The organism is Pseudobacillus badius, from assembly GCF_002189605.1.
In the GTDB taxonomy this organism is placed as follows: Bacteria; Bacillota; Bacilli; order Bacillales; family Domibacillaceae; genus Pseudobacillus; species Pseudobacillus badius.
This window is the reverse complement of the sequence record NZ_MWMM01000012.1, coordinates 1-18,536: the sequence shown is the minus strand read 5'-3', so window position 1 is coordinate 18,536 and position 18,536 is coordinate 1. Positions and strand designations below refer to the sequence as shown.

Below are 18,536 nucleotides of genomic sequence, written 5' to 3'. Positions count from 1 at the left end.
TCCTGCGGCCTGTTTTCTTTATTTCTATGGCACTAATTTATCCGACTGCTCCGCCACAGTCGTTAAAACGGGAGTCTCTACCTTTCGCCTTGTATATTTTAAATAATAAAAAAGATAACAAGCAGCAATGAAACCAAAGCCCCAATATAGCGAAGTACGCTGCGTCGGATCATATGCCGTAAACACGAAAATGCCTATGCACATGATGAGACAAAGAATCGGCACGAATGGAAAAAAAGGAACCTTGAACTTCAAATCCGCTATCTTTCCCCCTTCTTTGACATATTGCTTGCGGAATCTATACTGGGCAAACGCAATCGCCATCCAAGTAAGTACTCCGCCCACTCCGCTAATCGCAAGCATGACCACAAATAATGTTTCTTCTGCCACCACACTAGTAAGCAGAGACAACAAGGCAAAAACGAGGGTGATTAACAAAGCATTCATAGGCACTCCACGCTTGTTAAGTTTTCCTAATGAGGCAGGGGCCATGCCTGTTTGTGAGAGTGAAAAGAGAATTCTCGTACAAGCAAATAACCCCGTATTCCCAACAGAGAGAACAGCCGTCAGGATGACAAAATTCATAATATCCGCTGCATATGGAATGCCAATCATTTCAAATACAGTGACAAATGGGCTTTCCAGTACCCCTGCTTCTTTCCATGGCACAATAGCCGATAAAACAAAGGTCGCCAAAATGTAAAAAAGCAGCACACGGATCACAATGCTTCGGATCGCTCTTGGAATGCTTTTTTCTGGATTTTCCGTTTCTCCTGCTGCTACCCCCATAATCTCAGAACCTTGAAAGGCGTATACAACAGTCATCATTGAAATAAAAATCCCTGTAAATCCTGTAGGAAATAAGCCATCACCGATAAAGTTAGAGAAATACGGAGCGGATTGCTCTTTCATGGGAAGAAGCCCAAACATTGCTGCTCCACCGATAATGATAAATAAAATAACGGTCAGCACCTTGATGCCCGCAAACCAATATTCCGTTTCTGCAAAGCTTCTTGTCGTCAACGCGTTTATTGCAAATAAGATCAAGGCAAAAACAGCACACCACACCCATACAGGCGTATCCGGAAACCATCTAGCCATGAGCAACCCGGCCGCTATAAATTCCAGACCTACATAAAGAGCCCAACTCATCCAGTAAGTCCAACCGATCACAAATCCTGTAGCCGGTCCGATAAATCTCGCTGCATGGGCTTGGAAAGAACCAGAAACTGGCATTATGACTGATAATTCCCCGAGACACATCATTACCAGATACATTAGTAACCCGCCGACTAAGTAAGCGAGAATGGCTCCCGCAGGACCAGCTTCCCCTATTGCATAGCCTGAACCTAGAAAAAGCCCTGTTCCAATAATCCCACCAAGCGAAAGCATGAATAAATGCCGGCTCTTCATTGACCGCTGCAGTTCTCGCGGCTGGTTTTCTTGCCCTTTTTGCATGAAACTCCCTCCGTTTCTCACCGTTCGCTCATTTTGTTCGTAAAGTTAAAACTATTCAGATATTTAACTTCACTTTTGTACAGCTTCTGCCTCAGTTGGCTCTTTATACTCCAGTAAATCATTGATTGCAGGCTTAAAAATTTGATGAGCGATCTCTCGCTGGTACTTCTTTTGCTTTTTGGCTTCTACAAAGAGCCGGCGGGTATTTTTTCTGCACAGCTTTTCAATATCGTTTATTACAGCATCTGGAGTCGGCTTCACCAGTCCAAAGATCACGGCATCATAAAACCGGATAGCCCCTAGGTTAGCGACAAAGTCATTGACTACATCGATTCCTCTCCGTTTAATCATTTCATCTCCTTCAGCAGAAACGGGAATATTGGCAGCTTCCACAAGTAAACTTGCCTGTACCCTATCAGCATTAGACTTGTTAATAACATCCTCTAGCGCTGAAGGGATTAAAATATCACAATCCACATCAAGCCATTCCGTATTCGGTCTCACAGTATAGTGCGTTTCAAAGTGATTAGGGTCCATTTCTCCATAGACATTTTTATGGTCAATCAGTTTTTGTATGTCAAGCCCTTCGTCACATGTGACCAGCAAGTTTGCGTCAGAGATTCCAACAACTTTGTAGCCTAGCTGGGACAGCTTTAGGGCACAGCTTGCTCCTACACAGCCAAACCCTTGAATGACAACTCTCGCTCCCGCTCTTCCGTTTTTGAACCGCCACGCTTCGTCTGCTGAAAAAGCTACACCGTAACCTGTGACTGCATCATTTAACAACAGACCATCAATCCGCTTTGTCAGCAATTCATCGAAATCCTTCATTCCCTGCAGAACATCAGGGTTTTTCTTCATGGACTTTGTCAATGGTATATCTATGCCGAATTCATTAAATACTTTGAGAATGTCTTCATATTTAGTGCCTAAATCACTGCCTAACGAAACGCCAATGTCAATATAAGGCATCATGGCGAGTAAAAACCTTCTTAATACCGCATAAGCATCGGGTGCCTTATAATCATAGGCAATTCCCGCTTTGCATCCGCCGGTTGTTCCACATTCGCAGGCTACATATTTATAGGCCATTGCTTCAGCCAGTCGCTCCACTTCTTCTTTTGTCACTGTCGGGTGCATTCTTGTTCCGCCGCCAGTGTAGCCTTTCACAAAATTATGAACAACAAGCCACCCTTTCGCATCTGTTTCAGTATCATTCCACTCTACGACTAGATAAGGCTTTAACATGGGTAAACCTCCTAAAAGTTTTTCTCTAAATGGCCCGTCTGGCCTTCGTGGCGTGGCGCGCCGAGATGAACTCACTATTGCGGAATGCTTATATAATGCGTCCCTGATCCCAAGATAACTTTCTCCTGGTACATAAAAAGCTTTTTCCGCTCTTTCTTTGACCATAACGTTCACAACAGCTTGATCTCCGCTAACCTTTGTATATGCTCCTCCTATTTCTATCTCTAGTGCACTATGAAAATTAAACATTCCGCCTTCTTACAGCCTGTTCATTAATTTGCCGGTCCATTCATCTTCTCCCTGCTCTGCGGCTCATTCACAGCCCACTCAGGCCGCCTTCCCCTTAACACCTGATCCACTTGCATTGCTGCATGAATAGCCATACGGGCAGAAGCTTCTGTTGTCAAAGCTGCGCTATGGGGGCTGACAATGACATTTTCTAGTTGAAAAAGAGGGTTATTCTCACTAGGAGGTTCCTCCTCAAACACATCAATTCCCGCTCCGGCAATTGCTCCTGTTTTCAACGCTTCGACTAAATCTTTTTCCTTCACAATCTCCCCTCTGGAAGCGTTAACAAAATAAGCAGAAGATTTCATCCAGGCAAACTCCCGGCTTCCTATTGCTCCTTTTGTTGCTTCTGTTAAAGGGAGGTGAAGACTGATCACATCAGAATGCCTGAATACCCGCTCGATATCAGCGGCAAATTCTATATCCCTATCCGGATTTGCAGTTAAATAAGGATCATATCCGATCACCCGCATCCCAAAACCTTTTCCCGCCTTTTGCGCCAACAGCCTCCCAATTCTGCCTAGACCGATAACACCTAACGTTTTTCCTTCCAGATCCATGCTTAAGAGCTGATGGCGGACTTCATAGTTTCCTTTCCTCAGTTCTTTATCAGCTGCCATCAGTTGTTTAGATAGAGCTAAAATGAAGGCCATGACATGTTCAGCTACTGTATTCGCATTAGCCTCCGGAGTATTGGTGACATAAATGCCTCTTTCAGTGGCCGCTCTTACATTAATGTTATCCAAGCCTACCCCGTATTTGGCAATCACTTTCAGTCTTCTGCCTGCTGCGATCACCTCTTTGCTGATCGCCGCCATGGATCTCGTCAGCAAAGCTTCACAGTCTCGTATTTCGTTCATTAAGGTTTTTTGCGATAAATCTGAACCTATTCTTAACTCGTATCCTCTCTCTAGTAAATAGTTCTTTCCTTCTGCCTCAATATCTTGCGGAATATATACCAGGCAGCTCATAACTTCCCCTCTTTCATTTCCAAATGACTATTCTTATTGTGAACACTCTTTGTATATACCTGCAATAATTATGCCAATATTCAGAATATAATCTTTTTATTGGTATTGCTGTTTTCTCTCGACTCTTGCTGGCCCTAGCTGTTAACAAAGTGTTTCCACTTGAAACATTTTGTTTCAAATTGTTTCATTCTATTTCAATGTTCCAGCGCTTCATTTTCCTCCACAATGTCGTGCGGCTCATCCCCAGTTCAGCTGCCGCTTTTCCTTTATTGTAATGACAGCTTCTCAGCACCTGCACAACCTGTTCACGTTCAGAAATGGCCGACGCCTGTACCATTCCTGATAAGGGACTTTGTACTTGTATGTCCTCCTTTCCCTGAGTCTCCGGTAAATGCTTTTCAATATCGCATCCATCAATGACCTTTCCTCTGCAAAGCACCGTTAATCGTTCGCAAAAATTTTGTAACTGGCGGACATTTCCTTCCCAGTTAGCCTCGCTTAGCTTCCGGCTCGCCGCCTCGGTCATCACCTTACCGCCAATCATTGGCAACATCTTTTGAATAAAAGCGTCTGCCAGCATGGGTATATCCTCTCTCCGTGCCCGAAGCGGCGGCAGTTTTAAATCCAATACACTCAAGCGATAGTAAAGATCCGCCCGAAACCCTCCTGATTTAACCATGTTTATAAGGTTTTTATTAGTAGCAGCTATAATTCGCACATCAACAGGAATAATTTTGTCATCCCCAATACGCATAATTTCTCTTTCCTGCAATACACGGAGCAGCCGGCTTTGAAGCTTGGGTGAAACTTCCCCAATTTCATCTAGAAAAATAGTTCCTCTGTGAGCCAACTCAAAAAAACCTTGTTTCCCGCCTTTCATTGCCCCTGTAAAAGCTCCTTCCGCATAGCCAAATAACTCACTTTCCAATAAATCCTCCGGAAGGGCGGCACAGTTAATCGCTACAAACGGATTGCTCTTTCGCTTGCTGTGATTATGAATGCTCTGAGCAAAAATTTCCTTTCCCGTCCCTGTTTCTCCAATAATTAAAATATTGGAATCTACTTCACTGTAGCGTTTAGCCGTTTCAATTGTTTTTTCGATGGCTGTACTGCCGAACAGAATATCTGCAAACGTATATTTAGCTACATGCCCGCGGGAATAAATTTTTTTCCGGATCTTGCCCTCCATCTCCTGAATGCCGGTCACATCTTGAAACGCAACCATGTTTCCTACTTTATTCCCTTTCAGGAAAATCCCGACCTTCTTCACAGATAGCTGAACAGACTGGTAAGAAACGATCTCTTCTCGATACTCGCCTTCACTCAGCAATAAATCCCGGAACTTTCCTTTTTGTAAAACCTCCGTGATGGAGCACCCTATTAAATTTTCTTCCGGGATCACCAGCATCTCTCGGGCTGCTTTGCTAAACACAGAGATTTTCCCTCTTAAATCAATTGCGATGATTCCTTCGTAGGCATGATTCAGAATAGTTTGGTAGCGCTGGGCTTTTTCCTGCTCTCTTAAACTTACAAGCGCCAGTCTTTTTGCCTCCATTAAAGCCTGCCGAAAAGATTCCTTTCCAGTTTCCACGATTGCGGTCCCTAGGCCGATTTTCTTCGCATAGTCGGTCGTGCTTAATCCGCTGACTACAATCTCACAGCCTTCGCTGGCAGCTAAGTCAACCAAAGCCGCTGATTTCTCAATATCTTCGAGAATATAAGATTGAATTGGCAAATCGACAATATCAGCCAAGCTTTCTACACCATAGATCATATTAAGCGCCCCAATGACCGCGACTTTTCTTTTTCCAAAACGTTCTTTACAATCGGACAAACAGCGGATCAAATCAATTCCCTGCACTGGAATATCAACGATTGGTATAAATTCATTACGCTCTTTTAAAAGCTTCGTCATTAATCCCCTTGATATAATCACGTCAGCATCCATTTCTAGCTGGGGAATTTTATCGGCAGCTACTATGACTTCTTCTAATTCAATTTTCGGCATATGGTCGTTCTGATTCTCTCTCTCCTCAAGCTGTTCAAATTCTTCAAATCTTTTAAACGCATCTTTAATATATCCCTTGCGGGGGACTACTAACTTGATCTTAATCAAGACACTCACCTCGAAAAACAGTTCGCGCAGGCTTTATGCATCACCTGCGCGAACTTGTTTGTTTCTGTTGTTAAGCCGCCGCTTGCTTAGCGAGCGGAAATGTGGTCAAAAAACCAACGGCCAAGAAAGCAGACATGATTGTAAACGCAAATAGGTGGCTGCCTGTTTTCATAAATACAACGGCCATGACCGGGCCGAGAGTCGATCCGATAAATAGGAAAAAGGAATAAAGGGACATGGCTGATGATTTTTCTTTTCCTCCAGACTGTCCGAGCAATGACACGAGGGCCGGAACGGTGACAGAAATTCCCGCTGTAAAAATCACACTCATTAACGTTATCAGGAGGATATTCTCAAAGATACCGATGCAAGAAAGGCCCAGAGCCGCTAACGCCAAACCTGTACGCATTAACGGCAGCACGCCAAAACGAGAAACGAGACGGCCGCCAAACGGTGCCAGCAGCATACCGAGAATTCCTGCTGATCTCACCAGCAAAATGTGCACGGCTTCAAGCGCATAGGTCTCTTGCAAATAGCTTTCAAGAATGGTATACATCCCGACAAAGCTTAATAACAGCAGCGCCGTAATAAAGTAACAAAACCGAAAGAAGCGCTGGGATAACACAACGGCAAATGCGCCAATGATCGATCTTCTGCCCTCGGACGTATAAGCTGAGTCTTGTGGAATAACAACATAAAATGCCAGTGCTGCAAAAGCGTATATCGGACCGAGTATGTAAAACACAAAATGCCAGCCGAAAAGAGCAGCAACCGTGCTGCTGTATACCTGGCCGATGATGCCTGCCATCAAGAAGCCAGCGCTGATAAAGCCAATGGCTGTCGCGCGCTTCCGCTGAGGATACAGCTCTGTAATAAATGTAAGGGCCGTCGGTGCAAATGAGGCGGCCACAAATCCTTGAAGCCCGCGAACGAGAAGAATGGCCTCGTAGCTCTTTAACAAACCGATCACCGGCGAGACAATGATCAAAGAGATCATGCCTAATAAAATCATGCGCTTTCGTCCGTAACGGTCCGAAAGAGGCGCAAAACATACCGTGCCAAATGCATAGCAAAAAGAACAGATACTTGATGCCAAGGCCGCCCGTTCCGCTGTAAGCTGAAAGTCTGCCGCGAATAATGGATGCAGCGGGATCGTCACGAATAAGGCTGAAACAATAAAGAGTCCGCTGCAGAAGAAGACTGCTGTCAGCAGCCCATACTTTCTTTCTGCTGTTACATGCTTTGATTCTGCTGCCAGTGATTCCATCAAACCCTCCTTTTATTCATAATATTTTAAATATTTTAACTTCTATTATAAAAGCCAAACCGCCCATATGTCTAATGCCAGCTGTCAGGACGGCATGATTTTGCAAACAAAAAACCGGCTCTTTTGAACCGGTTTTTCGCTATAGATCAACAATCGGTCAGTAAGAAGCACCAACAGACGCCTGATTCCCCAAGATTGTATAAAAGAATGACTGGATTTCCTTGACATCCTCATCAGCAATTCCAAGCTTTCCAGCCCAATACTCTGTATCTTCAATGTCTTCCTGGGACATCACAACCATTCTTGCATTTAAAATGGAAAGAACAAGACTTTTTCCGCAAAATTGGCCCGTATGAATAATCGCCAGATTGTAAAGCTCATTATCGGTAAGAATGCATACATAACGGCTGGATTGCAGCTCCGTTTCGTCCATTAACAAAGTGACCTCCATATTATCATCCTTTCCTTCTTTATTTGTTTCAGAAACAAAAAAAAGCCAGTTAACCCCCTTTGTATGTTTGGCGTTAACTGGCTGGATCTACTAATGGCTTCTTGCGGGAAGTCCCGTAGATTTATCAGTTTGATTCACAATGTCAAAACAACTTGCTTTTCATTTTAGAGGACGCTGCATCAAACGTCAATGAATTATAAGAATGTTTTGATTTTTTGACACTTTTTCTTTTACAGCAGCAGGCCAATTGCGGCAGCCAAGCAGCCGGCTGTGACTGAAACAGTTAAGTAGATAGCAGCGGCAGTAAGCTTTCCCTCTTGAATAAGCGCGATGGTTTCATAGCCAAATGTAGAAAAGGTGGTGTACGCCCCGCAAAATCCGGCACCAGCGAAGAACCATAGCTCATCGCTTATATTTTCCGCTAGATAAAGGCTGGTCAGCCAGCCGAGCAGGAGGGCTCCCGTCATATTCACCAGCCATGTTCCAATGGGGAATAGGGCTCTGTTATTTAACAGACCGCCAAGCCAAAACCTTGCTCCCGCTCCTAAAGCTCCGCCAAACCCAATTAGCCAGATCATTCTTTGCCTCCTTCTTTCCCTCCCAATAATGCCCATCTGCGCCCCGCCTCAGCCAGCAGCAGGCCGGCAAGCGTGCTGAGCAAAACATAAAGCACAGCCAGTAATACACTGCCTGCTTGCACCAAGCGAATCGTTTCCACAGAAAAGGTTGAAAAAGTAGTAAACGAACCGATAAATCCTGTACCAATCATTAACACGACCTCAGGCTTAACTCTTGGGCTGCGGCTTACATAGGTCAGAAACCAGCCTAGCAAAAAACAGCCGATAAGATTAATAAGCAACGTTCCCAGAGGGAAGCCATGCACTGGATCGATCCATTCACCGAATCCATATCTGCTTATCGCCCCTGCAAACCCTCCGGTCATGACAAAGAACCCTTTCATCCCGATCCCCTTTCTCTGTTGATGCCTCCTTTTATTTTAACATGTCCTCTCGACCGCCTGCCATGCTGACCGGAATGAACGGCATTCCCTGAATCGAAAGCAAACGCCTCCTCACGCCCATTGGATCTTCCCCCTTTATATTGATCGCTCTTTTCGGCTATTATAAAAGCAAGCAAAGAAAGGAGAATCGAGATGGCTTACATATTACAAGTTGACTTTCACCATGCGGGACCATTCGGAGCGGAGATGGAGGCGGCCTTTTCCGATTTGGCCAGAAGCATCAACGAAGAAAAAGGACTGATTTGGAAAATTTGGACAGAGAATGCGGAATCACATGAAGCCGGCGGCATTTATTTGTTTGAAACTATAGAGGATGCGGAAAACTATTTGACGAAGCACACGAAACGCTTAAATGGCTTTGGCATCACAGATGTCCGCGGGAAGATATTCCAAGTCAATGAAGGGCTAAGCCGCATCAATCACGGACCCATCAAATAAAGAAGTCCCCGCTTATACAAGCGGGGACAACCGGATTATTCCATCTCTGGCATCGGTACTTCCTGAGCATTTTTCACAACATCATCTGGCACTTTAATCGGCTCAACTTTGTTGTAGTCCTTGTACACGACATTCATTACTTGGGAGGTTTTCATTTCGTTGCCTTCAATATCCATGGCCATATCCATATTTATATCCATTTTTGTCGTCTCGAAAGTCTTTTTATCTACATAAATCGTATAATTCACTTTTTCTATTTTCATAGCGTCCATCATTTCTTTCAGCGATGCCTGAGCTTCTTCAGCTTCGGCCCCCTGCATCATTTGGGACATTTGTGATTCAATTAACTTATTGAATTTCTCTCCAGAAGCATCAAGCTTTAACACATAGCTATCTGCTGTCTGCTCGAATTTAAAGTCATCTTTAAATTGCTCTAGCTGCTTCAGCTGCTCTTCAGGCTTTGCCTGCTGCTGAGACATTTTCATGATTTGGTCATACATTTCCTTCGGCAGCTTCATCCATTGGCCGCCTTCAGGCTCCTTCATATAAAAGCCTTGCTCTGTCATATAAGACTCAACCGGCATCGGCTCCATCTGCTCTGCTCCGTCCCCAGCCACTGTCATTGTTCCTTTTTGATAGACAGCAATTGGCTCCATTGTCACGTCCATGTCCATTTTCATGGACGTTGTCATAGACTTATCTTCTTGTGAATAAGTCATTTTTTGCTTCATATCCATCGCTGCGCTCAAGCTTTTTGTTTCTTTAGACACTTCCATCGTCTTGTTGAATACTTCTCCAAGTGTCATTTTGCTCGTTTCTTCTTTTGGCGTTTCCGGGGTTGGCTTTGCCGTTTCCCCGCAAGCAGCAAGACCGAGTGTTAAAACTCCAGCTGCCATCCAGCTTGCCCATTTTTTCATTTTTTTACCTCCTAAGTAATCTGTCTTCTCTCTATTCTATACGAATCAACCATCGAAAAGTTTCAAAAAATGGGTGATATTGTCGTTTTTATTTAAAATAGGAAAATAACCCTACTATGTACTCTTTTTCAATTTAACAAAATCAATCTTATTTACCAGGTCTGTGTTACTTGTTCCATTTATTTGCCTTTTAGAGAGCGTTCACTTTCCCATTAAAAAAGGCATTGACTAAGGACATAAAGCGCCGCACAAGCGGCGGCAAATAGCTGTTTTTATTAAACGCCAAATACACCATTCGCGATAAGTTCGGATCTTCTAACGGCTTCACATGAAAGGACGCCTGCCTGTCGAACTTGACATAGTTTTCAGGAAGGATCGTTGCGCCCATTCCCTCCTCCACAAGCCGGCAGGACATTTCAAAGCGTTCAACTTCAAACTGAATATTCGGTTTAACCCCGGATTTTTTAAAAGCATTCAAAATATCTATACGGGTTTGAAACCCTTCTTTGCATATAATAAAAGGCTCCTCATTCAAGTCCTCTATAACGAGAGACGAAGCGTTTTTTAAAGGGTGATTTCCGGGCAAAAGCGCAACTAATCTTTCTTCATAAATAGGTATCGCTTCGATTTCCTCATTGTCAATATATTGATTAGTGATCGCTGCATGGATCTCAAAATTGTTTAGCGCTTTTTCTACATCGGTCAGACTTAATATATCCATCAGCTGAATTCTGACGTCGTTATGCTCGGCTTTAAAGAGAGACAGCACTTTCGGCACCCAGTACTTTGCTGATTCAATCATTCCAAGTGACAATTCCCTGGGACCATTTTCTCTTAGTCTTTTCATTTCATCCGTGACATGTTCAAAATGATTGATAAGCTTTTTGGCTTTCTGATAGAAGATTTCCCCTTCCTTTGTCAGCTGCACCTCTCTATTGCTGCGATCCAATAAAGTTAAGCCAAGCTCATTTTCAAGCTTTTTGATAGCGGTGCTTAAAGACGGCTGGGAAATGTGAAGAGCAGAAGCCGCTTCGGTAAACGTACGTTTTTCTGCAATAGCAATGAAATAATAAAGTTGTCTGATTTCCATCTTCCTCCTGTTATAGCTAGAAACTATAGAAATATACTTTTTCTATATTAGTCATTATATATCGGCCTGCTTTATAATGAAAAGATAAGCAATTTTCAAATCGAATGATTATGCAGTTATGAGGTGATTATGATTTATACTTTGCCAGATCAACAGCACTGGAGCGGCAGAATTGACAGTGAAAGCGACCGGAGCGCTTTTCGTCTCCATCAAATAGTAACGTTAAAAAACATCGAACAATTAAATGAAAATGAAAGCGCTTTTGGCCTCGTCGGATTTGAGTGCGAAGAAGGCGTACGACGCAATAAAGGAAGATTAGGAGCGGCTTTGGCTCCAAATAAAATTAGACGATTTTTGTCGAATCTTCCGTACACTTTTGATAAAAAACTCATCGACACCGGGAATATCGCTTGTGAAGGAAACCAGCTGGAAAAAGCCCAGGAAGAACTCGGCAGCCATATCAGCAAGCTATATCGCCACTCTTGTGTCCCGATTATTTTAGGAGGCGGCCATGAAACGCTGTATGGCCATTATTTAGGTGCGAGAAAGCACATCGGGCCTCATGCTTCCTTGGGAATTATCAATATTGATGCCCACTTCGATATGCGCCAGGATCCTCTTCCTTCTTCCGGCACGATGTTCAGACAAATTCTTGAAGAGGACGAGCAGGCAGGCTACTTATGTATCGGCATTCAAGAATTGGGAAATACAAAAGCACTGTTTGAAGCAGCTGACCAGTTAGGCTGCACTTATATCTATGAAGAAGATGTAGCGGCTAATGACTTCTTGAATACGTTTAGGGAAATTGACCGGTTTGCTGCTCAATACGACTATGTTATTTTAACTTTATGCACAGATTCCATCTGTGCCGACGCAGCACCTGGTGTCAGTGCCCCGTCTCCTTTCGGTTTAGAACCAAAAACCGTCAAAATTCTGTTAAAATATATAGCGGCGAAAAACAACCTGCTCAGCTTCGACATTTCAGAAGTAAATCCGGTCTATGACGAAGGAGACCGGACGATCCGACTTGCCGCTTATCTGGTCGCAGAAGTGCTGCACCATTACAACAAGATACAAACATAACAAGGAGTGACATTATGACAGTTGAAATCAACCAAGAGACTACTATCTTCCTAGCAGTAGCTGTCTTTATGCTTGGAACATACTTAAATAGAAAACTAACGATTCTGGACAGATTCTGTATACCTGCCCCAGTAGTTGGCGGGCTCATATTCGCTATCATTGCAACCATCCTGAAAAGCACGAACCTTCTCCATATCACTTTAGATACTTCCCTTCAAGGACTGTTCATGATTACTTTTTTTACAACAGTCGGCTTGGGTGCGAGCTTTGGACTGATTAAGCTTGGAGGAAAGCTCCTGGTTATTTACTGGGTTTCATGCGGCTTTTTAGCTCTTATGCAAAATGTTATTGGTGTGTCCTTAGCTAAATTGCTTGATATTCATCCGCTCATCGGCGCAATGGTCGGTGCTGTTTCGATGGAGGGAGGCCATGGCGGAGCAACAGCATTCGGGACAACTATTGAAAACCTGGGCATCGACTCGGCTCTATCTATCGGATTAGCTGCTGCCACGCTGGGATTAGTCGCTGGCGGGCTGGTTGGCGGTCCCATTGTCAAATATCTCATCAATAAACACAACCTGAAGCCTTCAGAATCCCAATTGGATCTCCCTTCCGATTTAGAAGAACAAGAGGAGAAGCCGATCACCTCTCGATCCTTTATGATGCAAGTGTTTATTATTACTTTATGCATGGCCGCAGGCTCTTATCTCGGCAATCTGTTTACGAGCTTGACGGACTTTTCTCTTCCTGATTATGTGTGTGCTATGTTTGTTGCCGTTATTGTCCGGAACGTCTTGGACCGCATTGACGGAAACATCGTTCAAATGAACAGCATTTCACTGATCGGAGATATATCGCTCAGCATCTTTTTGTCGATGGCACTTATGAGCATCAAGCTTTGGGAAATTGCGGACCTCGCACTTCCGCTAATTCTTATCGTGCTTATTCAAGTAATTTTCATTTCTTTGTTCACTATCTTCATTCTCTTCAGATTGCTGGGCAAAGATTATGACGCGGCCGTAATGGTCGCTGGATTTGTCGGACATGGCCTTGGCGCGACGCCAAATGCGATTGCCAATATGAGCGCAATTGTCAATAAATTCGGTCCTTCCCAAAAAGCATTCTTAGTCGTTCCAATTGTTGGAGCCTTCTTAATTGATGTATTCTCTATACCAATCATTATTACAACGATCAATCTATTCAGTTAAACTACTTTATTCTACTGTGTCCAAGCCCCAGGTTTGGACACAGTTTTTTTATCTAAAAAAACAAAATAATTATATAACAGTTGTTGACTTTATATATCTGTTATAATACAATACATATAACAATAAATCAGAATAATCAAAAAAGGAGGCCATCTCTATGATGCCATTAGAATTCTACCGCAATATCCCACAGAAGGAATGCTGCCAATGCGGCGTAAAAATGGTTGAGCAGCACGAGTCTTACCATAACGAATGCGAGCACTGCCTAAGCAAAGTGGAGGAATAAACCCTTGTCTGTTTCATGTCTCTCTTTTCCATAAATCCGCCTGTCCGATCATTGGCCAGAGCGGATTTTTTTATTGGACAAACACCCGCTCGCCACTTTCCAAAATTTTCATCGATTGAATAGAAAAAAAGCACCCTCTCCGTTAAAATTATCTGATAGAGAACCATTTCTTAGAAGGAGTTTGATAGCCATCGTTACTTTTCAAAGGTTAATTGCTAGTCAGAATGTTGAGTTCTACAGGGTAATAGGAGCGGGCTTTGAAGATTTGGGCTACTTGATGTTTCATGATGCCCGAAGAAAATCCAGACTAAGCGATAATCAGGTTCTAATTGAAAGCGGGATGACTGAAGAGGAATTTCAGGACTATGCCCGTGCCAATCATATTGAGGTATTATTCTTTTCTTACTTTGATACGGAGGCAGAAGAAAAACAGCAAGAGTTCCGTCAAATATTAGGATTTGTCGATGGGATGCTGGATTATAAGCCGGATACGACCTACTTTATTGAGCTCTTTCCGATTGAGGAGGATGAAGAATTGGCCTTCTCCTACCCGAATGAATTTGAGAAAGTCAGTGAATTTGCCCAGAACCTGGCTGCCCGCGCCGAGAGAAGCGTGGCGGTTCCAATAATTACGAGAGAAGCTTTTAAGTATTTAACGCAGAGATAAGAACAGCCGTCCTTGGAAGCCCTATTCCAAGGACGGCTGTTTTTTTCGACTAATAACCTCCATGCTTTAAAACCCTGTAAACTCAGGAAGTCCTCCCGTTTGTGAGCGAAATTATGTTACATTAGACAAAGAATAGATCTGCTTAACGAATAAAAGGAGCTGTTCAGATGAAGAAAATAATTAAAGTAGTTGCAGCTGTATGTTTTAATGAACAAAATGAGGTTTTGTGCGCACTCCGTTCACCAGACATGTCTTTGCCTAATCTCTGGGAGTTTGCAGGAGGAAAAGTCGAAAAAGAGGAAACTCCTGAAGAGTCGCTCATAAGAGAAATCCAAGAGGAGCTTGGATGTACAGTAAAAGTACATGAGCTGATTGAAGATGTGGTTCATGAATACCCTAATATTATTGTTAATTTACTTACATACCGCACCACAATAACAGCAGGAACACCGCGTGCAAAAGAGCATGCTGAAATTAAATGGGTCTCCCTTCATGATTTACCTTCGTTAGAGTGGGCGCCTGCGGATATTCCAACGATCAATAAGCTGCTGTCCACGAGGGTAGACGCCTAGTTCCTTTTTTGGCTATCGATGTTATGTTTGGCACTTTACTCTCCCCCTAATTAAAAGGGGCTGTCCCAAAAGGTCATGAAACATGATTTTTTGGGACAGCCCTATGTTCTGCTTAGAAACCGGCTGATTGTCATTCCGGCGGGGAAAATCGATCTCTTTTCTTCCTCTGTTTTTATGTGAGAGACTTATTGGCCAGGTCCTTTCACCCTTCAGTCCCTGTTCTAATGTAGTGATACAGGTTACTGTCAACAGGCTTCTCCATCACCATATTCATGCGGACAACCGGAATATCTTGCTCTTTCTTATTTTTCATTGTGGTTTGTTCAACACTCTTTTCATCTGGCCATGCTTGTCCCAAGTAATAGAAATCGCCGCCTTCATCATCATCCTTCTTCACAAAAATATGGATGTCAATGTTCCTTTCTTTAGCCTTGATAATCTGCTGGACTTCTTCCGACTGTAATTTCCGATTGCTTCTCGTATACCACTTGAGAATGTCCCTGCTGAGAAACTCATCCCCATAAGCAACACTTGAATCCACCGCTTCATGCTTGTGATAAGTAATAAAGATAGGGCACGTGCCGTGTTTCGGTTTATAGCCATATATCGTCGATTGCTCATTTTTCTCCCAATTTAAAAGCCGGCAGGCATCTTTTCTCGTATATTTTTGATATAAAGTAAATGGTTGACTGCAGCTGTACAGCTCAGCTTTCTCTTTTGCGCTCCGCAAGACATCAAGTGCCAACTCCTTAAAATATGGCTTAGAAGAGAGACTTTTCTCTATGGTGACATTTAAGCGGCAGTCCCGTTCTGTGAACAAAATGACTGGCTCCTCTCCATACTGACTTCTCTCACTCTTCGTGAAAAATGATAAGTCAAAAATGCGCTGAACTGAGGCAAGTGTCTGTTCATCTGCCCGGCAATTCATGTCAGCCAGATAGCTAAGATACTCACTGTAAAGGATGCTGTCTTTTTCTAAAAGGCGCTCCAGTAACAGAATTTCATGTTTTCGCTTGCCATTCAATATCTCGAGCGATAACATCGTCAACACTTTGTTTTCGTAATCAGTTAACGGCGGGACATCCTCTCCCATTTTGACAAGAAACTGATGATAATTCGCATTCTTTTCTGCAATGACGACCGGATCAATAGAATGATTATTGATAAAGTCATACAAATAAGGCGTTCTGCCAATTTTATTTTTCAAATGAATAAACGCTTCTTTTAATATTTTCATGGCCGTCAAATTGCTTTTATCAATGGCTTCAAAAATTTTCTTCTTCGCCACTTCTTCAAAATTTATCGTAGAAATGCCTTTAATATAACTTGTATCCAGCGTCCTTCGGCGAAGCCTGTCCTTATTTTGCGAACTCTCCCCAGAAAGGGCAACCGGTATTAAATAGTTATTTTTATAATTTCCTATAAAGTCAATAATCGTAACGAAATCCTTCGCTTTATGCTTCCGCAGGCCTCTTCCCAGCTGCTGAATGAAGATAATGCTGGATTGCGTCTGCCGCAGCATGACAACTTGATTAATACTCGGAATGTCGATTCCTTCATTGAAAATATCAACAGTAAGTATATAATCAAGCTCCCCTTGTTCTAACTTTCTGACAGAGCAGGCCCTTTCCTCTTGAGAACTTTCACCTGTCAGCGCTGCAGTACGCAAGCCTTTTTCATTCAACTGACGGGACAATTCCTTCGCTTCTTCTTTCCGGCTGCAAAACATTAACCCTTTCACCGTTCGGCCAGAAAAGCCGTAGTATTGAATTTTGTCCAGCAAATGCTGGACACGCTCTTCCGTCACAAGCTGGGATAAAACAGCTGTATCATCAATCATCTCGCCATTATACTCAAAATCTGTCACGCCAAAATAATGAAAGGGACAAAGCATATCCGCTTCAAGCGCTTCCTGAAGGCGAATTTCATAAGCAACATTGTAATCGAATAATTCGTAAATATTAATCTCGTCTGTTCGTTCCGGGGTTGCTGTCATGCCCATTAGAAAGCGCGGCTGAAAGTGCTCGATCACTTTCTTATAAGAGGCAGCTCCCGCTTTATGTACTTCATCAATCAAAATGTAATCAAATTCATTGGGATCAAACTGGCTCAGCGCCTCTTGCTTGGACAAGGTTTGGATCGTGGCAAATAAATACTTCGCTTCCGTTTGCCTGTTCGTTCCTGTGAGCGTTCCAAACTCTTCATCGATTCCGCCAAGTACCTTCTGAAAATCTGATTTTGCTTTGTTTACAATTTGCTCCCGGTGAACAATGAACAGCAGGCGCTTAGGTGCAAACCGTCTGACATCAAAGGCTGCAAGGTAGGTTTTTCCTGTGCCTGTTGCTGAGACAACAAGTCCTTTGTCTTTTCCTGCGTCCCGAGCAGCCTGAATGGCAGCCAGCGCTTCATGTTGCATCCTGTTTGGCTCGATTTCAATCGATTCTTTTAAGGAATTTACACGATAAGGTGCAGGCAGTTCCATTACTTGATCCATCGCCTTCTTATCAACAAGCTGCACATATTCTGCTTCATACTCTGCAATCCACTGTTCAGTTAACGGCTGGGACTGCTCCCACACTTCTTCAAACTGGTCGCGAAAATGATGAACAATTTCCCCGTTTTCATGGGAAGTCAATTTTACATTCCATTCATAATTCACCTTTAGGGCATGGGCTGTTAAGTTAGAGCTTCCGACAATCAATGAATAATGTCTTCCATGATCAAAAATATATCCTTTTGAATGGAAACCCTTTACATTCGTCAATCTTACTTCCACATTTGCAATTTTCAGCAGCTCTTTAAACACTTTAGGCTGGTTAAAGTTTAAAAAGGTAGAAGTTAAAATCCGGCCCCTCACACCTTTTTTCTTTAAATCCCAAAGGCAGGACTTCAAGGTGGCAAGTCCGCTTTCGGTAATGAAGGCTACAGAAAATATAAATGTTTGGCTGTGATGCAATTCTTCAATTATCGAGGTAAGAACCGTTTCATTTTTTTGTGTGTTATTGATTAATAGTTTCGGCTTATAATTTCCGATTTGCTGAATATTTTGATTGATAAAACCTTTATGTAAAGATGCTTCTAAATGCTGAACAAAGTTTTCCACGTCATCACCATTCAATCGTTATTAATAGGAGCTTATGCCTGTAAAGAAAAGCCGTTTATCCACTCCACAAAAGCTATCTAGTCATCTGCCTGCTATCAAGCAATGATTTATTATTTTTTCCCTTTTATTATAACTATGAAGCAACTGAAATAGCTATTGAATTGGAAGTTCATCTCATTTTAAACATTATTTATCACTTGCTGCCTGTACGGCTCTTTTCATCATTTATAGCAAAATAAAGACATCCTAAAGGTTGCTGAACTGCACCCCAATTGTTAGACACAGCTAACAATTGGAGGTGCAGTTTTTCTATGACCAAATATTCATTACAAACTAAATTAAATGCCGTCCA

At 42.9% G+C, this 18,536-nt stretch carries 17 protein-coding genes; 6 read left to right on the top strand and 11 right to left on the bottom strand.

The genetic code is table 11. The features are described from left to right. Positions 1-24: 24 nt before the first annotated feature. The 8 genes from B1A98_RS15610 to crcB (B1A98_RS15575) form a co-directional block, all read right to left on the bottom strand. On the bottom strand, positions 25-1,458 hold the full coding sequence (locus B1A98_RS15610; RefSeq protein WP_063385198.1) for an amino acid permease: 1,434 nt from the start codon (positions 1,456-1,458) through the stop codon (positions 25-27). A 69-nt stretch (positions 1,459-1,527) separates the two neighbouring features. Next, positions 1,528-2,706: a Glu/Leu/Phe/Val family dehydrogenase gene (locus B1A98_RS15605; protein WP_063385197.1), complete on the bottom strand. Its 1,179-nt coding sequence runs from the start codon at positions 2,704-2,706 to the stop codon at positions 1,528-1,530. A gap of 272 nt (positions 2,707-2,978) precedes the next feature. Then, a complete protein-coding gene (locus B1A98_RS15600) occupies positions 2,979-3,965 on the bottom strand; it encodes a hydroxyacid dehydrogenase (protein WP_063385196.1) in 987 nt (328 codons plus the stop codon). Positions 3,966-4,149: 184 nt separating this feature from the next. Further along, the gene (locus B1A98_RS15595; protein ID WP_063385195.1) at positions 4,150-6,081 is read right to left on the bottom strand and encodes a sigma 54-interacting transcriptional regulator; all 1,932 of its coding nucleotides are present in this window, start codon (positions 6,079-6,081) and stop codon (positions 4,150-4,152) included. A 70-nt stretch (positions 6,082-6,151) separates the two neighbouring features. Further along, positions 6,152-7,348, bottom strand: a complete 1,197-nt coding sequence (locus B1A98_RS15590; protein ID WP_063385194.1) for an MFS transporter — start codon at positions 7,346-7,348, stop codon at positions 6,152-6,154. 157 nt (positions 7,349-7,505) lie between these two features. Further along, the gene (locus B1A98_RS15585; RefSeq protein WP_041094596.1) at positions 7,506-7,799 is read right to left on the bottom strand and encodes an SAV0927 family protein; all 294 of its coding nucleotides are present in this window, start codon (positions 7,797-7,799) and stop codon (positions 7,506-7,508) included. A gap of 230 nt (positions 7,800-8,029) precedes the next feature. Then, positions 8,030-8,377: a fluoride efflux transporter CrcB gene (gene crcB / locus B1A98_RS15580; RefSeq protein WP_063385193.1), complete on the bottom strand. Its 348-nt coding sequence runs from the start codon at positions 8,375-8,377 to the stop codon at positions 8,030-8,032. Then, positions 8,374-8,760, bottom strand: coding sequence for a fluoride efflux transporter CrcB (gene crcB, locus B1A98_RS15575; RefSeq protein ID WP_063385192.1), 387 nt, complete (start codon positions 8,758-8,760; stop codon positions 8,374-8,376). The genes crcB (B1A98_RS15580) and crcB (B1A98_RS15575) overlap by 4 nt, the downstream gene beginning before the upstream one ends. A gap of 192 nt (positions 8,761-8,952) precedes the next feature. On the opposite strand from crcB (B1A98_RS15575), the gene B1A98_RS15570 reads away from it, so the two are divergent. Continuing rightward, positions 8,953-9,258: a monooxygenase gene (locus tag B1A98_RS15570; RefSeq protein WP_063385191.1), complete on the top strand. Its 306-nt coding sequence runs from the start codon at positions 8,953-8,955 to the stop codon at positions 9,256-9,258. Positions 9,259-9,293: 35 nt separating this feature from the next. On the opposite strand, the gene B1A98_RS15565 is transcribed toward B1A98_RS15570, so the two are convergent. Together B1A98_RS15565 and B1A98_RS15560 are read right to left on the bottom strand one after the other, a co-directional pair. Beyond that, entirely contained in the window at positions 9,294-10,175 is an 882-nt protein-coding gene (locus tag B1A98_RS15565) for a DUF6612 family protein (protein ID WP_041094604.1), read from the bottom strand. A gap of 190 nt (positions 10,176-10,365) precedes the next feature. Continuing rightward, complete coding sequence (locus B1A98_RS15560; RefSeq protein WP_063385190.1) at positions 10,366-11,265, bottom strand: LysR family transcriptional regulator; 900 nt, start codon at positions 11,263-11,265, stop codon at positions 10,366-10,368. A gap of 129 nt (positions 11,266-11,394) precedes the next feature. Between B1A98_RS15560 and hutG the strand changes: the two genes are divergently transcribed. The 5 genes from hutG to mutT all read left to right on the top strand — a co-directional run bounded on the left by hutG (position 11,395) and on the right by mutT (position 15,081). After that, positions 11,395-12,348 (top strand): formimidoylglutamase, encoded by a 954-nt coding sequence (hutG, locus tag B1A98_RS15555; protein ID WP_082821762.1) that lies wholly within the window; start codon positions 11,395-11,397, stop codon positions 12,346-12,348. A 14-nt stretch (positions 12,349-12,362) separates the two neighbouring features. Then, complete coding sequence (gltS, locus tag B1A98_RS15550) at positions 12,363-13,556, top strand: sodium/glutamate symporter (protein WP_041094610.1); 1,194 nt, start codon at positions 12,363-12,365, stop codon at positions 13,554-13,556. Between the two features lie 157 nt (positions 13,557-13,713). Further along, on the top strand, positions 13,714-13,842 hold the full coding sequence (gene yhfH / locus B1A98_RS15545) for a protein YhfH (RefSeq protein WP_082027979.1): 129 nt from the start codon (positions 13,714-13,716) through the stop codon (positions 13,840-13,842). A gap of 181 nt (positions 13,843-14,023) precedes the next feature. Continuing rightward, positions 14,024-14,509: a hypothetical protein gene (locus B1A98_RS15540; RefSeq protein WP_125474363.1), complete on the top strand. Its 486-nt coding sequence runs from the start codon at positions 14,024-14,026 to the stop codon at positions 14,507-14,509. A 167-nt stretch (positions 14,510-14,676) separates the two neighbouring features. Further along, positions 14,677-15,081 carry an 8-oxo-dGTP diphosphatase MutT gene (gene mutT / locus B1A98_RS15535; protein ID WP_063385188.1) on the top strand — a complete coding sequence of 135 codons (405 nt, stop codon included), beginning with the start codon at positions 14,677-14,679 and terminating at the stop codon, positions 15,079-15,081. A 202-nt stretch (positions 15,082-15,283) separates the two neighbouring features. Here the strand turns inward: mutT and B1A98_RS15530 are convergent, their stop codons facing one another. Next, positions 15,284-18,184, bottom strand: a complete 2,901-nt coding sequence (locus B1A98_RS15530) for a DEAD/DEAH box helicase (protein ID WP_063385187.1) — start codon at positions 18,182-18,184, stop codon at positions 15,284-15,286. Positions 18,185-18,536 lie beyond the last annotated feature (352 nt).